At 63.6% G+C, this 19574-nt stretch carries 19 protein-coding genes; 14 read left to right on the plus strand and 5 right to left on the minus strand.

Going from position 1 to position 19574, the window contains the following annotated elements:
* The 6 genes from NMG70_RS06425 (at position 1) to NMG70_RS06450 (ending at position 5242) form a co-directional block, all read left to right on the plus strand.
* Positions 1 to 492, plus strand: coding sequence for a GFA family protein (locus tag NMG70_RS06425; RefSeq protein ID WP_254023747.1), 492 nt, complete (start codon positions 1 to 3; stop codon positions 490 to 492).
* Entirely contained in the window at positions 489 to 965 is a 477-nt protein-coding gene (locus NMG70_RS06430) for a GFA family protein (RefSeq protein WP_254023748.1), read from the plus strand. The genes NMG70_RS06425 and NMG70_RS06430 overlap by 4 nt, the downstream gene beginning before the upstream one ends.
* Complete coding sequence (gene pip / locus NMG70_RS06435) at positions 962 to 1918, plus strand: prolyl aminopeptidase (protein ID WP_254023749.1); 957 nt, start codon at positions 962 to 964, stop codon at positions 1916 to 1918. The genes NMG70_RS06430 and pip overlap by 4 nt, the downstream gene beginning before the upstream one ends.
* Positions 1919 to 1920: 2 nt before the next feature.
* Positions 1921 to 3537 carry a citramalate synthase gene (gene cimA / locus NMG70_RS06440; RefSeq protein WP_254023750.1) on the plus strand — a complete coding sequence of 539 codons (1617 nt, stop codon included), beginning with the start codon at positions 1921 to 1923 and terminating at the stop codon, positions 3535 to 3537.
* Between the two features lie 83 nt (positions 3538 to 3620).
* Positions 3621 to 4541 (plus strand): EamA family transporter RarD, encoded by a 921-nt coding sequence (gene rarD / locus NMG70_RS06445; RefSeq protein WP_254023751.1) that lies wholly within the window; start codon positions 3621 to 3623, stop codon positions 4539 to 4541.
* 14 nt (positions 4542 to 4555) lie between these two features.
* Positions 4556 to 5242 (plus strand): glutathione S-transferase family protein, encoded by a 687-nt coding sequence (locus NMG70_RS06450; RefSeq protein WP_254023752.1) that lies wholly within the window; start codon positions 4556 to 4558, stop codon positions 5240 to 5242.
* Positions 5243 to 5250: 8 nt separating this feature from the next.
* Here the strand turns inward: NMG70_RS06450 and NMG70_RS06455 are convergent, their stop codons facing one another.
* Positions 5251 to 6252, minus strand: coding sequence for a transporter (locus NMG70_RS06455; RefSeq protein ID WP_254023753.1), 1002 nt, complete (start codon positions 6250 to 6252; stop codon positions 5251 to 5253).
* A 205-nt stretch (positions 6253 to 6457) separates the two neighbouring features.
* On the opposite strand from NMG70_RS06455, the gene NMG70_RS06460 reads away from it, so the two are divergent.
* The gene (locus NMG70_RS06460; RefSeq protein WP_254023754.1) at positions 6458 to 7789 is read left to right on the plus strand and encodes a PQQ-dependent sugar dehydrogenase; all 1332 of its coding nucleotides are present in this window, start codon (positions 6458 to 6460) and stop codon (positions 7787 to 7789) included.
* A gap of 29 nt (positions 7790 to 7818) precedes the next feature.
* On the opposite strand, the gene NMG70_RS06465 is transcribed toward NMG70_RS06460, so the two are convergent.
* Complete coding sequence (locus NMG70_RS06465) at positions 7819 to 8430, minus strand: LOG family protein (protein ID WP_027152697.1); 612 nt, start codon at positions 8428 to 8430, stop codon at positions 7819 to 7821.
* A 145-nt stretch (positions 8431 to 8575) separates the two neighbouring features.
* On the opposite strand from NMG70_RS06465, the gene NMG70_RS06470 reads away from it, so the two are divergent.
* The 3 genes from NMG70_RS06470 to NMG70_RS06480 all read left to right on the plus strand — a co-directional run bounded on the left by NMG70_RS06470 (position 8576) and on the right by NMG70_RS06480 (position 12357).
* Complete coding sequence (locus tag NMG70_RS06470; RefSeq protein WP_254023755.1) at positions 8576 to 9979, plus strand: LysM peptidoglycan-binding domain-containing protein; 1404 nt, start codon at positions 8576 to 8578, stop codon at positions 9977 to 9979.
* A 64-nt stretch (positions 9980 to 10043) separates the two neighbouring features.
* Positions 10044 to 10370: an ArsR/SmtB family transcription factor gene (locus NMG70_RS06475; RefSeq protein ID WP_254023756.1), complete on the plus strand. Its 327-nt coding sequence runs from the start codon at positions 10044 to 10046 to the stop codon at positions 10368 to 10370.
* A gap of 100 nt (positions 10371 to 10470) precedes the next feature.
* Positions 10471 to 12357 carry an ABCB family ABC transporter ATP-binding protein/permease gene (locus NMG70_RS06480; RefSeq protein WP_254023757.1) on the plus strand — a complete coding sequence of 629 codons (1887 nt, stop codon included), beginning with the start codon at positions 10471 to 10473 and terminating at the stop codon, positions 12355 to 12357.
* 3 nt (positions 12358 to 12360) lie between these two features.
* On the opposite strand, the gene NMG70_RS06485 is transcribed toward NMG70_RS06480, so the two are convergent.
* Positions 12361 to 13233 (minus strand): SMP-30/gluconolactonase/LRE family protein, encoded by an 873-nt coding sequence (locus NMG70_RS06485; protein WP_254023758.1) that lies wholly within the window; start codon positions 13231 to 13233, stop codon positions 12361 to 12363.
* Positions 13234 to 13477: 244 nt separating this feature from the next.
* Here NMG70_RS06485 and NMG70_RS06490 point away from each other — a divergent pair, with 244 nt between their 5' ends.
* The 3 genes from NMG70_RS06490 to NMG70_RS06500 all read left to right on the plus strand — a co-directional run bounded on the left by NMG70_RS06490 (position 13478) and on the right by NMG70_RS06500 (position 15542).
* Positions 13478 to 14176, plus strand: a complete 699-nt coding sequence (locus NMG70_RS06490) for a phosphatidylserine decarboxylase (RefSeq protein WP_095483175.1) — start codon at positions 13478 to 13480, stop codon at positions 14174 to 14176.
* 3 nt (positions 14177 to 14179) lie between these two features.
* Positions 14180 to 14995 carry a CDP-alcohol phosphatidyltransferase family protein gene (locus tag NMG70_RS06495; RefSeq protein ID WP_254023759.1) on the plus strand — a complete coding sequence of 272 codons (816 nt, stop codon included), beginning with the start codon at positions 14180 to 14182 and terminating at the stop codon, positions 14993 to 14995.
* A 268-nt stretch (positions 14996 to 15263) separates the two neighbouring features.
* The gene (locus NMG70_RS06500) at positions 15264 to 15542 is read left to right on the plus strand and encodes a hypothetical protein (RefSeq protein ID WP_254023760.1); all 279 of its coding nucleotides are present in this window, start codon (positions 15264 to 15266) and stop codon (positions 15540 to 15542) included.
* 91 nt (positions 15543 to 15633) lie between these two features.
* Here NMG70_RS06500 and NMG70_RS06505 read toward each other — a convergent pair whose 3' ends face one another.
* Together NMG70_RS06505 and NMG70_RS06510 are read right to left on the minus strand one after the other, a co-directional pair.
* Positions 15634 to 17856 carry an AMP-binding protein gene (locus NMG70_RS06505; protein WP_254023761.1) on the minus strand — a complete coding sequence of 741 codons (2223 nt, stop codon included), beginning with the start codon at positions 17854 to 17856 and terminating at the stop codon, positions 15634 to 15636.
* A 200-nt stretch (positions 17857 to 18056) separates the two neighbouring features.
* Positions 18057 to 18464, minus strand: a complete 408-nt coding sequence (locus NMG70_RS06510; RefSeq protein WP_254023762.1) for a tautomerase family protein — start codon at positions 18462 to 18464, stop codon at positions 18057 to 18059.
* Positions 18465 to 18575: 111 nt separating this feature from the next.
* Here NMG70_RS06510 and NMG70_RS06515 point away from each other — a divergent pair, with 111 nt between their 5' ends.
* The gene (locus NMG70_RS06515; protein WP_254023763.1) at positions 18576 to 19439 is read left to right on the plus strand and encodes a LysR substrate-binding domain-containing protein; all 864 of its coding nucleotides are present in this window, start codon (positions 18576 to 18578) and stop codon (positions 19437 to 19439) included.
* Positions 19440 to 19574: the final 135 nt, after the last annotated feature.

The following is a 19574-nucleotide window of genomic DNA, read 5'->3' on the forward strand; positions in this document are numbered from 1 at the left end:
ATGAGCCTGGATAACAGACCGGTCTACACAGGCGGCTGCCAGTGCGGCGCCGTGCGTTTCCGTGTCGAAGGCGCGCTGGGCGACGCCTCCGTCTGTCATTGCCGCATGTGCCAGAAGGCAAGCGGCAATTTCTACCTGCCGCTGGTGTCGGTGCGTGGCGCAAAACTCGACTGGACGCGCGGCGCGCCCAAACGCTTTCGTTCCTCCAGCGCCGCCTGGCGCGGTTTTTGCGCCGATTGCGGCACGCCGCTCACTTTCGACGCGCCCGACGGCATCGCACTCGCCATCGCGGCCTTCGACCATGCGGAGGAGATCGCGCCGACCGTCCAGTGGGGCACCGAAGCAAAACTCCCCTATGTCGATCACATCCACGAATTGCCTGGCGAGGATACGATGGCCGATATTTCGTCGTCCTCCTATCTCGCCGATCTCGTCTCTTACCAGCACCCCGACCACGACACCGAACAATGGCCGCCGGAGGAAAGATCATGACCGAAACCGTTCGAACCGGCGGCTGCCAGTGCGGCGCCGTGCGTTTCCGCATTCGTGGGGCGCTTGGACGCCCTTCCATCTGCCATTGCCGCATGTGCCAGAAACAGTTCGGTTCCTTCTTCGGCGCGCTGGTGACGGTGCCGAAGGACGGTGTCGAATGGGTGCGCGAGGAGCCGAGCTATTTCCAGTCGTCGGTCAACATCGATCGCGGTTTTTGCAGCCGCTGCGGCACGCCGTTGACCTACAGGCAGCCTGGCGGGCTTGAGATCGCCATCGGCGCATTTGACGATCGCTCCGACCTCGCACCGCAGATCCAGATCAACTACGCCGCCCGGCTGCCCTGGGTGGAGAAGATCTTCGACGCGCCGGTCCATGACGATCCCGACTACTACACAAGGCAGGAATTGATCATCTCCTTCCAGCATCCGGATCACGAGACGGCCAACTGGCCGCAGCAGGGCCTGAAATTATGAGCAGTGAACTGCGCACCCTCTATCCGGAGATAGAGGCTTACGAGTCCGGCATGCTCGATGTCGGCGATGGCCATCAGATCTATTGGGAGCGTTCCGGCACCAGGGGCGCCAAGCCGGCCGTGTTCCTGCATGGCGGACCAGGCGGCACGATTTCGCCAAAGCACCGACGGCTGTTCGATCCGAAGCTTTACGACGTCATCCTGTTCGACCAGCGCGGCTGCGGAAAGTCGACGCCCAACGCCTCGCTCGAGGCCAACACCACCTGGCATCTGATCGCCGACATCGAGCGCCTGCGCGACACGTGCGACTTCGAAAAATGGCTGGTGTTCGGCGGCTCGTGGGGCTCGACCCTGGCGCTGGCTTATGCCGAGACGCACCCCGAGCGGGTCAGCGAACTGGTCGTGCGCGGCATTTACACACTGACGCGTGCGGAGCTCGAATGGTACTATCAGTTCGGCGTCTCGGAAATGTTTCCCGACAAATGGGAGCGCTTCCTGGCGCCGATCCCCGAGGCCGAGCGCGGCGACATGATGGCCGCCTATCGCAAGCGGCTGGTCGGCAGCGACCGCAAGGCACAGGTCGAGGCCGCCCGCGCCTGGAGCCTGTGGGAAGGCGAGACGATCACGCTGTTGCCCGATCCGGAAACCAGCAGCACGTTTGGCGAAGACGATTACGCCGTGGCCTTCGCCCGCATCGAGAACCATTATTTCGTCCATGCTGGCTGGCTTGAGGACGGGCAGCTGCTGCGTGATGCCTTCAAGTTGAAGGACATCCCCGGCACCATCGTCCAAGGCCGCTACGACATGCCGTGCCCGGCGCGCTATGCCTGGGCGCTGCACAAGGCGTGGCCGAAGGCGGACTTCCATCTGGTCGAGGGCGCAGGGCATGCCTATTCGGAGCCGGGCATCCTCGACCGGCTGATCCGGGCGACGGACAAGTTTGCGGGGAAATGATCATGGGCCGCGAGCGCCTCTATCTCTTCGACACCACACTGCGTGATGGCCAGCAGACGCCGGGCATCGACTTTTCGATCGAGGACAAGATCGCCATCGCCGGGCTGCTCGACGAGTTCGGCGTCGACTATATCGAAGGCGGCTATCCCGGTGCCAACCCGACCGACACCGCCTTCTTTGCCAAGCACCGCACGGCAACCGCCAAATTCGTCGCCTTCGGCATGACCAAAAGGGCAGGGGCGTCGGCTTCGAACGATCCAGGCCTTGCCGCACTGGTCCAGTCGAAGTCGGACGCCATCTGCTTTGTCGCCAAGAGCTGGGACTACCATGTCCGCGTCGCGCTGGGTTGCACCAACGAAGAAAACCTCGAGGCGATCAAGGCCTCGGTCGAGGCGGCGGTTGCTGCCGGGAAGGAAGCACTGGTGGACTGCGAGCATTTCTTCGACGGCTTCAAGGCCAATCCCGATTATGCGCTGGCTTGCGCCAGGACCGCTTACGACGCCGGCGCGCGCTGGGTGGTGCTGTGCGATACCAATGGCGGCACACAGCCGTCGGAAGTGCGCGCCATCGTCGAGAAGGTCATCGCCTCCGGCATTCCCGGAGACCATCTCGGCATCCATGCCCATGACGACACCGGCCAGGCGGTGGCGAATTCGCTGGCCGCCGTCGAGGCCGGCGTGCGCCAGATCCAGGGCACGCTGAACGGCATCGGCGAGCGCTGTGGCAACGCCAATCTGATCTCGATCGTGCCGACGCTGGCGCTGAAGCCGGCCTTCTCCAACCGTTTTATGACGGGCATCTCGGCCGAAGCATTGGCCGGCATATCGCGCCTTTCCCGCGCCTTCGACGAATTGCTGAACCGCGCGCCGGAAGCGCAGGCGCCCTATGTCGGCGCTTCCGCCTTCGCCACCAAGGCCGGCATCCATGCCTCGGCGCTGGCCAAGGAGCCGGCCACCTACGAGCACGTGCCGCCGGAAGCGGTCGGCAACCGCCGCCGGGTCATGGTCTCGGACCAGGGCGGCAAGGCCAATTTCCTCGCCGAATTGAAACGGCGCGGCATCGAAATGCCGAAAGACGACCACCGGCTTGACGCGCTGATATCAGTGGTCAAGGAGCGCGAGGCCGAGGGCTATGCCTATGAAGGCGCCGACGCCAGCTTCGAGCTGCTGGCGCGCAAGATGCTGCACGGCCTGCCGGAATTCTTCAGCGTCACCTCGTTCCGCTGCATGGTCGAGCGCCGCTTCGACGCCAATGGCCAGCTGAAGACGGTCTCAGAGGCGATCGTCAAGGTGCTGGTCGACGGCGAGGAGAAGATGTCGGTGGCGGAAGGGCACGGTCCGGTCAACGCGCTCGACATCGCGCTGCGCAAAGATCTCGGAAAATTCCAGAACGAGATCGCCGACCTCGAGCTTGCCGACTTCAAGGTGCGTATCCTCAATGGCGGCACTGAGGCGATCACGCGCGTGCTGATTGAATCGCATGACAGCACCGGCGCCCGCTGGTGGACGGTCGGTGTCTCAGAAAACATCATCGACGCCTCGTTCCAGGCGCTGATGGATTCGATCGTCTACAAGCTGATGAAGAACCGCGAGATGGCCGGGCTGGTCGCGGCGGAGTAGGATTGAACCATCAGCGAAAGTCCATTGATCCATCAGAACTTTGCGATGGTCTTGGCCCGGCGGCTGGCGCATAGCGTTGGGCCATGGCCACGCAAGCAATTCAGCTCGAAGCAGACTCAAAGGCCCGGCGTGGATTCCTGCTGGCGCTGGGCGCCTATCTCCTGTGGGGGTTGCTGCCCTTCTATATGAAGGCCGTCGCATATCTGCCGCTGGCCGAAGTCATCGCGCACCGCATCGTCTGGTCGGTGCCGATCGCGGCGGCCGTTTTGATTTGGGCCGGCCGCACGGCGGATTTTAAAGCGGCGTTGCGTCCGCCGCGCATCATTTCTATGGCGGCGCTGACGGCGGCGCTGATTTCGGTCAACTGGGGCATCTATGTCTGGGCCATCGCGGTCGACCGTACCATCGAGACCGCGCTTGGCTACTACATCAACCCGCTTGTCAGCGTCGTTGTCGGCGCGCTGCTGCTCAGCGAACGGCTCGACCGGCTGCAAATCGCGGCGGTGGTGCTGGCGGCCATCGCGGTCGCGGTGCTGACGATCGACGCCGGCAAGCTGCCGTGGGTATCGCTGGTGCTGGCGTTTTCCTTCGCCGCCTACGCCTTCTTCCGCAAGACCCTGCCGATCGGTCCCAGCCAGGGTTTCTTGCTCGAAGTGCTGTTGCTGTCGGTGCCGGCGCTCGGCTACATCATCTTCCTCATCGTCACCGGGCAGGACCATTTCGTCTCCAGTTCCCTGAACGATACCGCACTGCTGATCGGCTGCGGCCCGGTCACCGCCATACCGCTACTGCTGTTTGGCTTCGGGGCCAAGCTGCTGCGTCTCTCCACCATCGGCATCATGCAGTATATCGCGCCGACCATTGTGTTCGTGATCGCCGTGCTGATTTTCGGCGAACCCTTCGGCAGCACCCAGGCCATCGCCTTCGGCCTGATCTGGGCGGCGCTGGCGATCTATTCCTGGTCGATGTTCCGCGGCCGCGAGATCCGGCCGGCAATGCGTTAGAGCGAGGATTTTCGATGTACGTGCTGCACATAGCAAACAAGAATTACTCCTCATGGTCGCTGCGGCCATGGGTGCTGATGCGGACATTGGACGTCCCCTTCGAGGAGCGGCTGACACCGTTTCCGACCGGATCGAGTTGGAGCCTCTACCGGCCGTTCTCGCCCAGCGGCCTCGTACCGTGCCTGATTGACGACGGCTGGGCAGTCTGGGATTCGCTCGCCATCACTGAACATCTGGCCGAGCGCCACACTGGCGTCTGGCCTGCCGACGCGAAGGCGCGAGCCTGGGCGCGGTCGGCAGCGGCCGAAATGCATTCGAGCTTCACCGCCTTGCGCGGCTCCTGTCCGATGAACTGCGGTGTCCGCGTCGCGCCGGTGACGATGTCGGATGCGCTGAAGCACGACCTCTTCCGTCTCGGCGATCTCTGGGACGATGGGCTGCGCCGCTTTGGCGGACCGTTCCTGGCTGGCGATCGCTTCACTGCCGTTGACGCCTTCTTTGCCCCGGTGGCTTTTAGGGTTCAGTCCTACGGGCTGTCCTTCGAGGGCGCAGCTGCCAGCTATCCGGCGCGATTGCTGGCTCTGCCGGCGATGCGCGAATGGTACGCGGCAGCCCTTGCAGAGGTGTGGCGCGAGCCGAACCACGAAGCGGAGGTGCGCACTGCCGGCACTGTCATCGAGGATTTTCGCGCAACCTTGTAACGGTGCCGCTACATCCCGCGCCCCAGGCGCCTGACGAACAGATAGACGACCACCGCGACCGCGAGCGATATCGCCGACGCCACCCAAAAGCCCACCGGCGTATCGACCAGCGGCAGCCCGCCGACATTCATGCCGAACAGGCCTGAGATGATCGTCATTGGCAACAGCACCGCGGTCATCACCGACAGCATGTAAAGCAACTGGTTCGACTGCGTCGTCAGCTTGGCCATCAGCTCGTCCTGCAAGAGCCGGGCGCGCGCCTGCAATTGCTCGCCGTCATGATGCAACGTATGGGCGCGGTGCGAAAGCCGTGCCGCCATGTCGTTGATCGCGTCCGGCAGGTCATTGCGATGCGAATGGTCAAGATGGCGGAACAGGCTGGTCAGCGTCGCCATCTGCCGATGGATCACCACCAGTTGCCGGCGCGCATCGACCAGCGCCTGCCGCTCATTGTGCCATGCATCGCAGACGATGCGGTCCTCGATGCCATCGAGCGTGTCGCCAAGGCCAGCGAGTTCCGTCGTCATGCCGTCGAGCGACTGGCCCATGACAGCCTCGATCAGTTCGGCCGGAGAGCGGAACTTTCGCGATCCGTTGTCGATCGCCTTGCGGATCTTGTCGACCGATTGCAGCGGTTGCTTGCGGCCGCCGATCAGCATCATGTCGTTGAAGGCGAAGCGGAAATGGCCAAGCCCGCGCGCCTCCGCCGAATAGTCGTGGCGCAGGTCCGGCAAATCGCCGTACAGCCAGTCGCCCTCGAGGTCGATATGGCAGCCATGGCCGGCCGACAAGAAGGCATCGCGCACCGGCGGCGGCAAAGCCGGCTCGGTGGCGATCTCGTGGCGGGCGCGCATGTCGGAAAGCTGGTAGCTGCGCCATGTCCAGTGTGTGGCGGCCGGGTCTTTGGTCCGCACGCCTTCGGCGGTGAAGTGATAGACGAAGAACAGCCCGTGCTCGTCTGGCAGGTAAGGCGACAGATCGCTGCCGTCTGGATTGAGAGGGATGTTCATTATCGCGTCGCCAGTGTCTCGAATACGCCGCGTGGCGGCGACCCAGACTGTGATTATTAGCACGGGCGAACCGTTTTCGTGTGACTGTTTTGACGGTCATCCGAGGCGGCGTACCAACGCCGTTGTTCGGAGACAGTTTGGAATAATACGTCGTTGACTCGCGTTTGCGTAAAGAGCACGACGCAATCCATGCGGAGGACGTCCGATGCACGCCGGCTTCCCACGAAGCCTACTCATAGCGATATTGGGAGCCGTCATGGCGGGCTGCGCTGGCTTTTCGGCGCAGAAAACGGGGGCAATAATCGGCTATGGCCCCAACCCAACCTTACCGAAACCAAGACCGACGCTGATCCCGACCGTCAACATCGCCGACGCGAAAGGCTGGCAGAAAGGTGGTACGCCGACCCCGGCGAACGGGCTGAAGGTGAACGCCTTCGCCACCGGCCTCGACCATCCGCGCTGGCTGCACGTGCTTCCGAACGGGGACGTGCTGGTTGCCGAAACCAATGCCCCTGCCAAGCATGACGAGGGCTTCAGCCTTAGAAAGGTCTTTATGGACCTGGCTATGAAGCGCGCCGGGGCCGCGACCAAAAGCGCCAACCGCATCACGCTCCTGCGCGACACCAATGGCGACGGCATTGCGGATGTGCGCAGGACGTTCGCAGAAGGCCTCAATTCTCCCTTCGGTATGACGCTGTCCAAAGGCATTCTCTATGTAGCGAATACCGACGCGCTTGTCGCTTTCCCCTACTCCAATGGCCAGACCCGAGCCACAACGCCGCCGGAAAAGATTGTCGACTTACCGGCCGGAGATCTCAACCATCATTGGACCAAGGATGTGATCGCAAGTCCGGACGGAGGCAAGCTCTATGTCAGCGTCGGCTCCAACAGTAACGTGGGAGAAAACGGCATGACCGCGGAGAAGAACCGCGCCGCCGTCCTTGAAGTGGACCGGTCGACCCGCCGTACCCGGGTCTTCGCGTCAGGGCTGCGCAACCCGAACGGGCTCTCCCGGAACCCTGAAACCGGCAAGCTTTGGGTCGCCGTGAACGAGCGTGACGAGATCGGCGACGATCTCGTGCCGGACTACATGACCTCGGTTCGTGACGGCGCTTTTTACGGCTGGCCCTACAGCTATTTCGGACAGAACGTCGACGAACGCGTCAAGCCGCAGCGCCCCGATCTCGTGGCTAGCGCGGTCAAGCCCGACTATGCGCTGGGTTCCCATACCGCCTCGCTGGGACTGACCTTCTCCAAAGGCGCGTCGCTCGGCCCAGCCTACGGCAACGGCGCGTTCGTTGGCCAGCACGGCTCGTGGAACAGAAGTGTGCTCAGCGGTTACAAGGTGATCTTCGTGCCGTTCCGAGGTGGTAAACCGAGCGGTCCCCCGAAAGATGTGCTCGCTGGCTTCGTTGGGCGTGACGGCAAGGCGATGGGCCGTCCGGTCGGCGTTGCTATCGATGAGACCGGCGCACTGCTCGTCGCCGACGATGTCGGCAATGTCATCTGGCGGGTCAGTAGGGCAGTAGGGCAGTAGGGCAGGCGCGGCATGCACTACATACTCCCCTAAAGCTTGTCGATCACCGACTGCACACCTTCGGTCGGTGCGTCGACCGACGATCCCGCGACCATGATGGCAGCGACGATCGCTTCCGGATCGTCGACCACCAGCGGCCGGACCCGCTGCGCGGTGTGGATGAAGCCTTCGGCCATCATATGGTCGAGCAGCGCCAGCATCGGGTCCCAGAATCCTCCAACGTTGCCGAAGACGATCGGCTTGCGATGATGGCCGAGCTGGCCCCAGGTCATGATCTCGATGATTTCCTCGACCGTGCCGATGCCGCCCGGAAGCGCCACAAACGCGTCGGATTTCTCGAACATCGTATGCTTGCGCTCGTGCATGTTTTCGGTGATGACGAGCTCGTCAAGCCGGTCAAGCGCGGTTTCGGTGGCCTCCCTGTTGATCAGGAAGCGCGGAATGATCCCCGTCACCTTGCCGCCGGCCCGCATTGCGCCCTCGGCGACGGCTCCCATGATGCCCCTGGTGCCGCCGCCATAGATCAGACGCAGGCCGGACTTGGCGATCGAACGCCCAAGCAGGTGTCCGGCCTTGGCATAGGTTACATCGCGGCCCGGAGACGAGCCGCAATAGACGCAGATGGATCGAATCGTGTTCATGAGATGATTGGTGATTGGGTCTTTATTCGCGGTCAAGCCCGGACGGGGTTTTTCTTGTCGGCCCACTTTTCTCGTCGACCCCTTTTTCTTGTCGGCTTGGGCAAAACAGGCTAGACCGGCATTAGGTGGCTAAGGGCAGGGAAATATGACAATTAATCCAGTAAAGGCGCTTTTGTTCGCCGTCGGCGGCTCCATCGCCGCGGCGGGGACCGCCTATGTGTCAGGCGCGCTCGACCCGTATCTCAATCGTGCGCCGCCGGCGGAAGTGGCATCGCTGACGCCGCCGGTGGAGAAGCCGGCCGAGCCGGCGACCGATGCACCGCCTCCGCCGGCGCCGGCCACAGCTGCGATGGCACCAGCAGCGCCGGCCACGGCCGATGCGATCGCGCCGACCTTCGATGTCGTTAGGGTCGAAATCAAGGGCTCTATCGTCGTCGCCGGCAATGCCGCACCCAACGCCAAGGTCGAGATTCTCAACGGTTCTACGGTTCTCGGCTCGACGGTCGCCGGTGCCGATGGCGCTTTTGCCATCGTCCTCGACGATCCGCTGAAACCCGGCGATTACACGATCGCGCTGCGCTCGATGACCGGCAATGTCGTGACGCCCTCGGCGCAGACGGCTATCGTCTCGATTCCCAAGAGTCCTGCTGGCCAGGTGCTGGCGATGATCGAGGAGCCAGGCAAGGCCTCCGAATTGCTCACCGTTCCTACACCCGAAACAAAGCCTGGATCGCCGCCTGCCGGCGACAAGGCGGCCGCCCCGGCTGCCGAGGACTCCGCTGTCGGGGACCCCGCTGCCGCAGCACCAACCCCAGCCGCACCGGCTGCCACGTCGGCCACTGTCGAAGCCGCGCCCGCTCCGGGCGGGCCGGCCCCACCGGCGACACCAGCTGCAGGGCCAAAGGTCGTCGTCGAAGCGATCGAGATCGACGGCAACAAGATCTTCGTCGCCGGGCTCGCCGACCCCGGCCGCAAGGTGCGCGCCTATGCCAACGATATCTTGCTCGGCGACGCGAAGACTTCGCCCGACGGCCATTTCCTGGTCGAGGCGACACGCAACATTCCGGTCGGCACCTACACGATCCACGTCGATGCGCTCGATGCCGACGGGGTCAAGGTGGTGGCCCGTGCCGCCGTGCCGTTCGAGCGCGAGCCGGGCGAGTCGATCGCCGCCGTGGCGCCTGCCGAGGCAAAGCCGGCCGCGCCGGCAACCACGCCTGCGGCGCCCGCGGCCGAGGCGCCAGCCGATGTGGCGGCTGCGACGCCCCAGGCTGAAGTGCCCGAGACCGCGGCGCCGAAGCTCGAACACGCCGACAGCGCCGTTATCATCCGCCGCCACGATACGCTGTGGCGGATTTCGCGGCGCGTCTACGGCCAAGGCGTTCGCTACTCGACCATCTACCTCGCCAATCAGGATCAGATCAGGAATCCCGACCGCATCTGGCCGGGGCAGGTGTTCAAGGTCCCCGGAAAATCGCAGGAAGGCGAAGCCGCCAACCTCAAGGCGATGGGTGACCAGATGACGACGGCCCCGACAAAGGCCAACTAGAAATCCTTTTCTTCTCTGGCGGGCTCTTGCGGAAAGTTCATTCATCGTCTATCGCCGATAGACGATGAACGCTCCCTTGATCGAGAAGACCTGCGGCTTCGCCGACAGCCAGACCGTCGCCGCGAAGCTCGCCGCGCTTTCGCATCCGACCCGGATCGAAATTCTCCGGCACCTTTCGGCCAGCCGCTCCTGCTGCTGCCGCGAGATCGTCGACCATCTCGACCTGGCGCAGTCCACCGTTTCGCAGCACCTAAAGATATTGGTCGATGCCGGGCTCGTCCGCTACGAGCCGGATCGGCAACGCTCGCGCTATGAAGTCGACAGCGATGCGCTCGAAGATGTTTCCGCATCGCTGGCCGCACTGGTCAATTCGTGCTGCTCCGGCCGCTAGACTATCATCCCGAACCGAAGGACCGCGTCTGCGAAAAGTGGAAGCCGGTGTTCTGAAAAGATCATGGTCAAAGCAATAAGAAATACGAAAAGGCGATAAAATGGCCGAAAAAACTGTCTCCGCCGATTCTGGCTCGACCTTCAAGACATTGCGCAATCTGTGGCCCTATATGTGGCCGGCCGACCGTGCCGACCTGCGGGCGCGGGTGGCGTGGGCGACCGTGCTTCTGGTCGTCGCCAAGCTGACACTGGTTGCCGGTCCCTACTTCTTCAAATGGGCGACCGATGCGCTGGCTGGTGACGCCAAGTCGGTGCCGCCGCTGCCGGCCTTCATGCTGGCGCCAGTCATGCTGGTCATCGCCTACAATGTCGTGCGGCTGGTGCAGCTCGGTTTCAACCAGCTGCGCGACGCGCTGTTTGCCCGCGTCGGGCAGTATGCGGTGCGCCAGCTCGCCTTCCGCACTTTCGTCCACATGCATCAATTGTCGCTGCGCTTCCATCTCGAGCGCCGCACCGGCGGCCTGTCGCGCATCATCGAGCGCGGCACCAAGGGCATCGAGACGATCGTCCGCTTCACCGTGCTCAACACCTTGCCGACCATCCTCGAATTCGCGCTGACAGCCGGCATCTTCGCGGTCACCTATGGCTGGAAGTACGTGGCTGTGGTGGCGGTGACGGTCTGGCTCTATATCTGGTTCACCATCAGGGCGAGCGACTGGCGCATCGTCATTCGCCGCGACATGAACGACAGCGACACCGATGCCAGCACCAAGGCGATCGACTCGCTGCTCAATTTCGAGACGGTCAAGTATTTCAACAACGAGGGCATGGAAGCCGAGCGCTTCGACCGTTCGATGGCGCGCTACGAGACTGCCGCCACCAGGATATGGACCTCGCTCGGCTGGCTGAACTTCGGCCAGGGCGTCATCTTCGGTCTCGGCACGGTTATCGTCATGTGCCTTTCGGCGCTTGAGGTGCAGGCTGGGACGCAGACGGTTGGCGACTTCGTCTTCATCAACGCAATGCTGATCCAGCTTTCGGTGCCACTCAACTTCATCGGCTTCATCTATCGCGAAATCCGCCAGGGCCTGACCGACATCGAGCAGATGTTCGATCTGCTCGATGTGCCGCAGGAGATCGTCGACAAGCCGGGTGTCAAGCCGCTGGTCGTCGGCTCCGGCAAGGTCGAGTTCTGCGACGTGCAGTTTTCCTACGATCCCAACCGCAAGATCCTGAAAGGCATCAGCTTCGAAGTGCCGGCCGGCAAGACGGTTGCCATTGTCGGGCCATCGGGCGCCGGCAAGTCGACCATTTCGCGGCTGCTGTTCCGCTTTTACGACATCCAGGGCGGCAAGATTCTGATCGACGGCCAGGACATTCGCGACGTGACTCAGGAGAGCTTGCGCGCGGCGATCGGCATGGTGCCGCAGGACACCGTGCTGTTCAACGACACCATCGCATACAACATCCGCTACGGCCGCGTCGATGCCGGCGAGGAGGATGTGCGCAAGGCGGCAGAACTCGCCCAGATCGGGCCGTTCATCGAGCGGCTGCCCGACGGCTACCGTTCGATGGTCGGAGAGCGCGGACTGAAACTGTCCGGCGGTGAGAAGCAGCGCGTGGCAATCGCCCGCACCATTTTGAAGGCGCCGCCGATCCTGATGCTCGACGAGGCGACCTCGGCTCTCGACAGCCATACCGAACAGGAGATCCAGGCGGCGCTCGACCTCGTGAGCAAGGGCCGCACCACCATCGTCATCGCCCACCGGCTGTCGACGGTGATTGCGGCCGACGAGATCATCGTGCTGCAGGACGGCCAGATCGCCGAGCGCGGCACGCATGCCGCCTTGATGCGCAAGGCCGGCCTGTACGCGTCGATGTGGGACCGCCAGCGTGAGGCAACCGAGGCCGAGGAGCGGTTGCGCATTGCTCGCGAGCGCGACGAGTTCGGCGTCGTCGTCCGCCGCCGCCCCTCCGAGGTGTCGTAGCCCTTACGGCCAGCCAGCGCCCGGCGCGGAAGCCTCGATGCTGAGCACCAGGCCGGTGCGGGCGTCGCTGATCATGTGTTCGAAGCCGCGCCATTCGGCGGCGACGATGAACAGCGTCTTGCCCTCGGCGCCGCCGAGCATGCAGGCAAAGCAGCCGCGATCGGCATCGACGCTGTCGAGCATCGCCCCGCCCTCGCGCACCCGCACGCAGTGCCGGTTGGGGACGTCGGCATACCAGATGGCGCCGTCGGCATCGAGGCAGATGCCATCGGGAAAGCCGTTGCCGAGGTCGGCCCATCGCCGCCGGTTGGCAAGGCTGCCATCGGCGGCGATGTCGAAGGCGGTCAGCCTGTTGGCGTGGGACTCGGCGACGATCAACGTCTTGTTGTCAGGCGACACCGCCATCCCATTGGCGAAGGCGATCTTGTCTGCCACCTGCCGCACGGACCCGTCCGGGGCAATCAGCACGATGGTGCCGGGGCCGAAATGCTGGCCGGGAAGCGGCGCTGGCCCACCGCCATTGACGTAGATGTTGCCGCGCCCGTCGACGACGATCTCGTTCCAGGCGTTCCCTGAGAGGTGTCGCAGATCGGCGTGGGTGACCAGCGTCCCGTCTGCTTCCTGGCGCAGCACCAACCCCTCACGCCCGCAGACGACGACCAGGCGACCGTCCGGCAGCCAATCGACCGAATAGGGCAGGGTGGCCGGCACGGTGAGCATGATCTCACTGTTGCCGTCGGCATCGACGGCGATGATCTGGCCGGTTCCCCAGTTGCAGAACCAAAGCCTGCCATCATGCCAGCGCGGCGATTCGCCGAACGCCAGACCGTTCATCACGACCCGCGCTTCCTTTGCTGCTGATTTCTGTGACAGCATTTGTTGCCTCCAGCTTTCGTTCGGCGGGCGCTTTGATAAGGCCCGTATCTCCAAGGACGCATGAGACCGGCTCGCCCCGACAACTGTCATGCCTTTGTGGACAGGCTCATTGGACCCTTCCAACGCCCGCGATCGACTAATACGGACGAGAACGCCCCGATCCGGCGTTCCCTCATTGTTGCGTTGCGACCACAGGGTGTTTCCGCTATGGAGGCCGGACCTGAAACTAGGCTGTTTCCATTCCATGGACCTCGTCGACACGATCAAGAAAACGTTTGTTCCGATCCATCGCGAAGGCTATCCGTTTATCGCCGCCTTCGCAGCGGTGACGCTTTTCCTCGGCTATTTCTCTTCGATCCTGTTCTGGGTCTGCCTCATCCTGACGGCCTGGTGCGTCTATTTCTTCCGCGATCCCGAGCGCGTCACGCCGGTCGACGACCGGCTGGTGGTGAGCCCGGCCGACGGCATCATCACGGCGGTCGGTCCGGCAGTGCCACCGCGCGAACTTGGCCTCGGCGGCGGCGAGATGACCCGCATCTCGGTGTTCATGGACGTCTTCTCCTGCCATGTGAACCGGGCTCCGGTGCGCGGCCGCATCACAAGGATAGAGCATCGGCCTGGCCAGTTCCTCAACGCCGCACTCGACAAGGCGAGCGCCGACAACGAGCGCAACGGGCTGGTCATCGACAGTCCCAACGGCACGGTGGCTGCGGTGCAAATCGCCGGCCTCGTGGCGCGGCGCATCGTCTGCTGGGCCGAGACCGGCGGCACGATCGGTATCGGCGAGCGCTTCGGGCTGATCCGCTTCGGCTCGCGCGTCGATGTGTTCCTGCCGTCGACCGCAACACCGCGTGTCGCCGTCGGCCAGACCGCGGTTGGTGGTGAAACCATACTGGCCGAATTCGGCGGCATTGCCGCAACGCCGCTCGTGCGGGTGTCCTGAGCCGTGGGCGCGCCGTTCAAAAAATTCGAGGCGCATGGCAGCGGCGGCCCGCGCATCCGTGAAATTCCGTTGCGCATGGTGCTGCCCAATCTGGTCACAGTGCTCGCCATCTGCGCCGGCCTCTCGGGCATCCGCTTCGGCTTCGAAGGCCGTTTCGAGCCGGCAGTGGTGATGGTGCTGCTGGCCGCCTTCCTCGACGGCATCGATGGCCGCCTGGCACGTATGCTGAAGGCGACGTCCAAATTCGGCGCGCAGATGGATTCGCTGGCCGACATCGTCAATTTCGGCGTAGCACCCGCACTGGTGCTCTATGCCTTCCTGCTCGACCAGGCCGGCTCGCCGGGCTGGATTGCCGCGCTCCTGTTCACCATCGCCTGCGGGCTGAGACTCGCTCGCTACAACGTGCTCGACGAAGAGACTGATCGCCCGCAGTGGCAGACCGAGTATTTCGTCGGCGTGCCGGCGCCGGCGGGCGCCGTGCTGGTGATGCTGCCGCTTTACCTCTACTTCCTGCGGCTTGGCGTGGAGCCGTCCCGCCCTGCCGCCTTCATCGCCGCCGGTTTCACCGTTCTGATAGCCTTCCTGCTGGTCAGCCGGCTGCCGGTCTATTCCGGAAAAAGCCTGAAAGTCCCGGGCGACAAGGTGCTGCCGATCATCCTCGGCGTCGTTCTCTACATCCTGCTGTTGATGACCTATCCCTGGTACACGCTGACGGCGTCGGTTGCCGGCTATCTGCTCTTCCTGCCGCTTAGCATCCGCGCCTATTCAAAGCGCGCCAAGCGCGAAGGCGAGAAGGTGCCGCCTTCGGACTTCGGCTGACAGACCTGTCGCCTATTCCCTGATGGTCATGCCGAGCATTTTGCAGCCAAGTGGAATCACTTGGCGTCGCAGAAATGCGGCTAAACAAAGATAGAGCGAGATGCCCAGTTCAATTTGTTCAATTCGGACGCATCCCGCTCTCGCGGGAACCTGCCGGCATCTTGACCGTTCTGTCTCAGCGGGCGAGGCGAGCGACGTCGCGAACGCCTCGCTATCAGCCCTTAAAGCTGCTGTCTCAGGCGCAGGAGCTTAAGAAGAGTGAGGAGAAATGGCTGTCGTCCTCATTGGCGCGTTGCTCATTGTCGCTGGCGTTGTGTACATGGCTGGCGCAGCCCTATGGCGCGGGCGGCTCAGCGATCCGGCGCCTGCTCGCGCGGCGCCGGATCGCTCGACGCCAAATCTCGCAACGCCAAATCTCGCGACGCCAGGTCCGACACTTGAGCCGCGGCGGCGCGGCCTCGGTTTCCTCGGCCTGTCGCAGAACTGGCCGGGCCTGCTGATGATGGCGGCAGGGTTCATCCTGCTGTTGTCGGTGGTGGTCCTCTAATGCATGCCCCTCAAAAGCATGCCGCAGCGGTTTCGGGCAACGACATTGCATAAAACAAGAACCTAAAGCGCGACGCGACGCGCTTGAGGCGCTAGGCTGCTGCGCTAAGCCCCAGTCGGTCAATCGCCAGTTTGCGGGTCGAGACATAGTCGGTTTTGCCAGAGCCCAGCACCGGGATTTCCTCGACCTTGACGATGTCGTTCGGCACCATCAGATCGGCGGCGCCGGCTCGTCTGCCAAATTTGCGCAATTCATCGGGGTCGGCGTCATCGGCGGTGGTGACCAGCACGATACGCTCGCCGCGGCGCTTGTCCGGTACCGCCACCACAGCGTGGTGTTCCTCCGGCCACAGCGACTGCACCAGCATCTCGACCGCGCCCAGCGACACCATCTCGCCGGCGATCTTGGCGAAGCGCTTGGCCCGGCCGCGAATGGTAATGAAGCCCTCGCGGTCGACAGAAACGATGTCGCCGCTGTCGTGCCAGCCGTCGAGCGGCTGCAATTTCCCGGGTCGATCTGAGGTCATGTAGCCCATCATCAAATTCGGCCCCTTGAGCAATAACCGTCCGGCGCCGCTAATGCCCTCGACCGGCTCGAGCTTCATGCGCATGGCCGGCAACAGTCGCCCGACCGTGCCGTCGCGGCCGTGGATGGCGGTGTTGACGGCAACGACGGGCGCTGCCTCGGTCAGCCCGAAACCCTCGATGATCTCGGCCTGGAAGCGCTCCCGGTAGACGCGGCGTGTCTCCGGTTTCACCGCCTCGGCGCCGGCGACGATGAAGCGCAGGCTGGAGAAATCGCCGTCCTTGGCGGTGCGCGCATAGTTGGCGAGGAACGTGTCGGTGCCGAACATGACCGTCGGCCTTGCCTTGCGTGCGACCTCGGGGATCAGCTTGTAGTGCAGCGGCGAGGGGTAGAGGAACAGTTTCACGCCGGTGACCAGTGGCAGGATGGTGCCGCCGGTGAGCCCGAACGAGTGGAACACCGGCAGCACGTTGAGCAGGATGTCGGCCGGCGAAATGGTGATGCGGGCCTCAGCCTGCATGGCGTTGGCGAGAAGATTTCTGTGCGACAGGACCACCGCCTTCGGCGTGCCTTCCGAGCCTGAGGTGAACAGGATCACTGCCGGCTTGGCCGCATTCTGCGGCTGCAGCGGCCAGCGCCACAGCAAGGCGGCAGCGAGCTTGTTCAGCACGGTTACGCTGGCCCGCACATCCTCCAGCCATAGCAGCTTGGCGCCGCCCTCTTCCACCGCCGCGACGATGTCAGCGAGGTTGGCCTTGTCGATAAAGGCTCGCGACGAAACCACGGTGCGGACCTCAGCCGTGCGCACGGCGGCGGTGACGCTGGCCGGGCCAGCGGTGTAGTTGATCATCGCCGCCACCCGGCTCGCTGACAACAGGCCAACGAGCGACAGCACGACACCGTTAGCGTTGGGCAGCAGCACTCCAACCGCTTCATCCGGCGCCGTCACCGCCTCGAAGCGGCGGCCCAGCACCCGCGCGCCGATGAACAGCTTTCTATAATTCAACGTGCCGCTGACCACGTCTTCGAGGATTGGATGCGAGGCGCCGACTCGGTCGGCGGCGTCGCGCATGGCGAGGAACAGGCCGCGATTAAGATCGCTGCCGAAAAGCCGGGCTTCGGCGAAACGGTCGAACAGCGCATTGGTGTTTGAGGCCTGATCCGGGTTTCGCGCTACCAGCTCGGCGATGGTCATCGGCTCCAGCACGCTGATCGACAGGCGCGGAAACCCGCGCCGCGGCGCCATGTCCGCCGGCGTCAGCGATACCGGCAGTGCGCGCGCGCCGGCAACGAAGATCGGCACGATGCGGGCATCGGCCTGCATGGCGATGCGGGTGACGGCGCGAAACAGGCGAAATGTCTTGATATCAGGCTCGACCGCATCCGGCAGATAGACGGCAAGGCGGCCCTTGCCCTTCAGCACCCGCACCAGCCGGCGGCTGACGAAGATATGCTCGGCGTTGAAGGCGATGGTGCGGCCAAGCTCGCGCCATGGTTCGAGCCAAGGCGACCTGGCAGAGGCCTGGTCGAGAATGTGCAGCGTGTCTTCCGGCAGCAACGACAGCATCAGCGCCGGTTCGAGCCGCGACTGGTGCGAAACGACGTAGATAACCGGGGCGGCTGCGTTGCGGGCGATCTTGATGCGGCCGTCGGCAATCCGGTAGGCGAGCTTGAACGGCACATAGAGCAGCGCCTGCGTGAAACCCAGGCCGAGGCGGAACTTTTCCACCACGCCGATCAGCAGCCAGGCCGCGACGAGCCCCGCAAGCAGCGCCAGTGTCAGGATCATGCCGCGTCTCTCCCAACAGATTTTCACCTCGCGGCTCTTCCTGACCGCTTCGATGAGAACCTAGACGAAGTGCGCTCAACGTCAATGAGGTGCGGTATCTTCGCCTTGCCTGGCTAGCCGGCAATGAAAAAGTGCGGTGCCTATGTTTCCTTGTGGCAGAGAAAGCGCCTGCGGCATGAGCCTGGATCGATGGGGGCGGCTCACGCCGCCTTCGATCTCCCGCTGATGAAGCGGAATTCCTGTGTCTTGCCCCCATAGCCATAGGCGGCTGCCGGGACTTCATGCACGAAGGCATAGCTCTCCTCATGCACCTTGCCCAGCAGGCTGCCAAAGCCAAGGAAGATCGCCTTAAGATAGGCCTCCAGTTCAAGCTTGGTGTTGGTGCCGTCGACCACCTTGATGTCGAGCCAGAAACTGTTGGCGCCATGCTCGGCCAGCGACTTGCCGCCGGCGAACCAGTGCTCGGGGTCATGATAGGAAATGGCCACCGCTGTGATCGTCGCATCCTTGCGCAGATGCGTAACGGTCAGTTCGGTCACCTGTTTGGCGATGGCGGCGGACAAAGCGGCATCGGGCTTGCCTGTGACGCTGACATTGATGATCGGCATAATTTCTCTCCTCGGGTAACGCGGCATCTCTTCGCCGTCAGAAATCTTGCCATCGCTCTTGCCTTATAAAAATCGAATTGTTTTCAGGGAAAACTTTGATACTGTCGAATTATGTCAATGCTCGACCCCGACCTCCTCAAAACCTTTCTCGCCTTCGTCGATGGCGGCTCGCTGGCGCAGGCGGCGTCATTTGTCGGGCGCTCGGCGTCGGCGGTGACCACGCAGATGCAGCGGCTTGAGGATATTGTCGGCGAACCACTTCTGGTGCCGCAGGGAAGAGGGCGCGTCCTGACGCCGGCGGGCGAAGATCTGGCCGGTCATGCGCGGCGCATCCTTGCTGTGCATCGCGAAGCGTGGCTGGCCCTCAAGGGCGTGCGAGCCGATGGGCGCGTGGCCATAGGCACGACACAAGATTTCGCCGACAGCGGCCTCCCGGAGCTGCTCAGGGCCTTTGCCGCGAGCTATCCGCGCGTCAGGATCGAACTGCGCGTCGGCCGCTCCGCCGAATTGGCCGAGGCACTGCAAACCGGCATCCTCGATCTGATGGTCGCTATGCGACAGGCTCCGGCGCCGGACGAGATCAGTGTGCTCCGCGAGCCGATGATGTGGCTCTGTTCGCAAAGAGGCTTGGCCACACGCCAGGACGAACTGCCGCTGGCGTTGCTCGATCCGCATTGCGGCTTTCGCGAAGCGGCGATCGCGGCACTCGACAGGGTAGGCCGCCGCTACCGCATCGCCGCCGGCAGCGCCAGCCTGGCCGGTCTCCGCACGGCGGTGAACGCCGGCATTGCTCTGACGCTGCGGACGGCGCGCTTTGCCCATTCCGGCATCGTCGAGGCACCGCGTGACCTTGGCCTGCCGCAGGTTCCCATCGCCGAGTTCGCCATCCGGCTGCGCCAGGATGCCGAGCCCCCGGCACAGGATCTGGCTGCGCTGTTCAGCGGCAACCTTGCCTTGGCAGGCGCACCAAGCTGATTTCGCAAAAGAAAAAGCCGACCTTGCGATCGGCTATAGGTTAGACGGGCCGAGGGGTTTGGGGGACTTGGATGACCCGTCAAGCCAACAATGCCTGAACCTGTTGATGGTTCCATGACCTTGCAAAATTTTTTT

Source organism: Mesorhizobium ventifaucium (assembly GCF_935822925.1).
Classification (GTDB): Bacteria; Pseudomonadota; Alphaproteobacteria; order Rhizobiales; family Rhizobiaceae; genus Mesorhizobium; species Mesorhizobium ventifaucium.

Bases quoted from the DNA above. Each gene is read 5' to 3' on its own strand.
- NMG70_RS06425 (WP_254023747.1), top strand. From the start codon at position 1: ATGAGCCTGGATAACAGACCGGTCTACACAGGCGGCTGCCAGTGCGGC.
- NMG70_RS06430 (WP_254023748.1), top strand. From the start codon at position 489: ATGACCGAAACCGTTCGAACCGGCGGCTGCCAGTGCGGCGCCGTGCGT.
- pip (WP_254023749.1), top strand. From the start codon at position 962: ATGAGCAGTGAACTGCGCACCCTCTATCCGGAGATAGAGGCTTACGAG.
- cimA (WP_254023750.1), top strand. From the start codon at position 1,921: ATGGGCCGCGAGCGCCTCTATCTCTTCGACACCACACTGCGTGATGGC.
- rarD (WP_254023751.1), top strand. From the start codon at position 3,621: ATGGCCACGCAAGCAATTCAGCTCGAAGCAGACTCAAAGGCCCGGCGT.
- NMG70_RS06450 (WP_254023752.1), top strand. From the start codon at position 4,556: ATGTACGTGCTGCACATAGCAAACAAGAATTACTCCTCATGGTCGCTG.
- NMG70_RS06455 (WP_254023753.1), bottom strand. From the start codon at position 6,252: ATGAACATCCCTCTCAATCCAGACGGCAGCGATCTGTCGCCTTACCTG.
- NMG70_RS06460 (WP_254023754.1), top strand. From the start codon at position 6,458: ATGCACGCCGGCTTCCCACGAAGCCTACTCATAGCGATATTGGGAGCC.
- NMG70_RS06465 (WP_027152697.1), bottom strand. From the start codon at position 8,430: ATGAACACGATTCGATCCATCTGCGTCTATTGCGGCTCGTCTCCGGGC.
- NMG70_RS06470 (WP_254023755.1), top strand. From the start codon at position 8,576: ATGACAATTAATCCAGTAAAGGCGCTTTTGTTCGCCGTCGGCGGCTCC.
- NMG70_RS06475 (WP_254023756.1), top strand. From the start codon at position 10,044: ATGAACGCTCCCTTGATCGAGAAGACCTGCGGCTTCGCCGACAGCCAG.
- NMG70_RS06480 (WP_254023757.1), top strand. From the start codon at position 10,471: ATGGCCGAAAAAACTGTCTCCGCCGATTCTGGCTCGACCTTCAAGACA.
- NMG70_RS06485 (WP_254023758.1), bottom strand. From the start codon at position 13,233: ATGCTGTCACAGAAATCAGCAGCAAAGGAAGCGCGGGTCGTGATGAAC.
- NMG70_RS06490 (WP_095483175.1), top strand. From the start codon at position 13,478: ATGGACCTCGTCGACACGATCAAGAAAACGTTTGTTCCGATCCATCGC.
- NMG70_RS06500 (WP_254023760.1), top strand. From the start codon at position 15,264: ATGGCTGTCGTCCTCATTGGCGCGTTGCTCATTGTCGCTGGCGTTGTG.
- NMG70_RS06505 (WP_254023761.1), bottom strand. From the start codon at position 17,856: ATGATCCTGACACTGGCGCTGCTTGCGGGGCTCGTCGCGGCCTGGCTG.
- NMG70_RS06510 (WP_254023762.1), bottom strand. From the start codon at position 18,464: ATGCCGATCATCAATGTCAGCGTCACAGGCAAGCCCGATGCCGCTTTG.
- NMG70_RS06515 (WP_254023763.1), top strand. From the start codon at position 18,576: ATGTCAATGCTCGACCCCGACCTCCTCAAAACCTTTCTCGCCTTCGTC.